The 1207-nt window shown below is 76.4% G+C and carries 1 protein-coding gene; it reads left to right on the top strand.

The window, feature by feature from the left end; translation table 11 throughout:
- The first annotated feature begins 81 nt into the window (after positions 1–81).
- Positions 82–1131, top strand: a complete 1050-nt coding sequence (locus tag AX737_RS26815) for a vWA domain-containing protein (protein ID WP_066926796.1) — start codon at positions 82–84, stop codon at positions 1129–1131.
- Positions 1132–1207: the final 76 nt, after the last annotated feature.

Genomic DNA, 1207 nt, shown 5'->3' on the forward strand with positions numbered 1-1207 from the left:
CCGCCTGCCGCTCGCCGAGGCGGGGGCGACCGCCCGCGCGCTGGCGGCGGCTGAGCGCGCCGCGTGAGCGGGCCCTGGACCATGCTTCCGGCGGAACTCGCCCGGTTCGGGGCCGAACGGCCGTGGGTGCTCTGGCTTCTGCCGCTCGCCCTGCTGCCGCTCGTCGCCGCGCCCCGCCGCCGAGCCGCCTGGGCGGACCTCGCCGCGGTGCCACCGGACCCGTTCTCGCGCGCGCTCGCGGGCCTGCTGCGGGCGGCGGGATGCCTCGCGGTGACGGGGCTCGTCGCCGGGATCGCCGGTCCCTACCGGGCCGGCGAGCGGGTGACCCGCACCGGCATCGGCGCCGAGGTCTCGATGCTGATCGACCGCTCGGGCAGCATGAACGAGACCTTCGCCGGGCGGCAGCCCTCGGGCGCGGAGGAATCGAAGGCCGCGGCCTCGCGGCGGATCCTCGGCGACTTCGTGGGCAGCCGGGCGCACGACCTCTTCGCCGTCACCGCCTTCTCGACCGCGCCGATGCTGGTCCTGCCGATGACCGACCGGCACGACGCGGTCCGCGCCGCGATCACGGCGATCGACCGGCCCGGCCTCGACTACACCAATGTCGGGCGGGGGCTCGCCATGGCGCTCGGCCAGTTCGGTGCGGCCTCGGGCGACGCCTCGCGGGTGCTGCTCCTCGTCTCGGACGGGGCGGCGGTGATCGATCCGCGGGTGCAGGACACCCTGCGGGCCGCCTTCGCCAAGATCCGGCCGAACCTGTACTGGCTCTTCCTGCGCACCAAGGGCTCGCCCGGCATCGCCGACCGCCCGGCCGGCGAGGACACGCCGCAGGCCGCGCCCGAGCGCCATCTCGACCTGTTCTTCAAGAGCCTGCGCGTGCCCTACCGCGCCTTCGAGGCCGAGGGGCCGGAGGCGGTCGCCGCCGCGATCCGGCAGATCGAGAGCCTGGAGCGCGACCCGATCCCCTACGTGGAGGTGCGCCCGCGCCGCGATCTCGCCGGACGGGCCTACGGCTTCGCGGCCTTCGGGCTGGTGCTCCTGGTGCTGGCCAAGCTCGCCGAGGTGGATCTCGCCCGCGGCCGGGCCGGGCAGGGGGCGGCCCGCGCGCCGGAGCGGAGGATGGCGGCATGATCCGGATCTTGGATAGGCACCGCCCGCACCGCGGCACTCCCTCCCCCCTCTGCGGGGGAGGGTGGCCCCCGAAGGG

Origin of the sequence: Methylobacterium sp. CCH5-D2 (assembly GCF_001556475.1) — a bacterium.
Classification (GTDB): Bacteria; Pseudomonadota; Alphaproteobacteria; order Rhizobiales; family Beijerinckiaceae; genus Methylobacterium; species Methylobacterium hispanicum.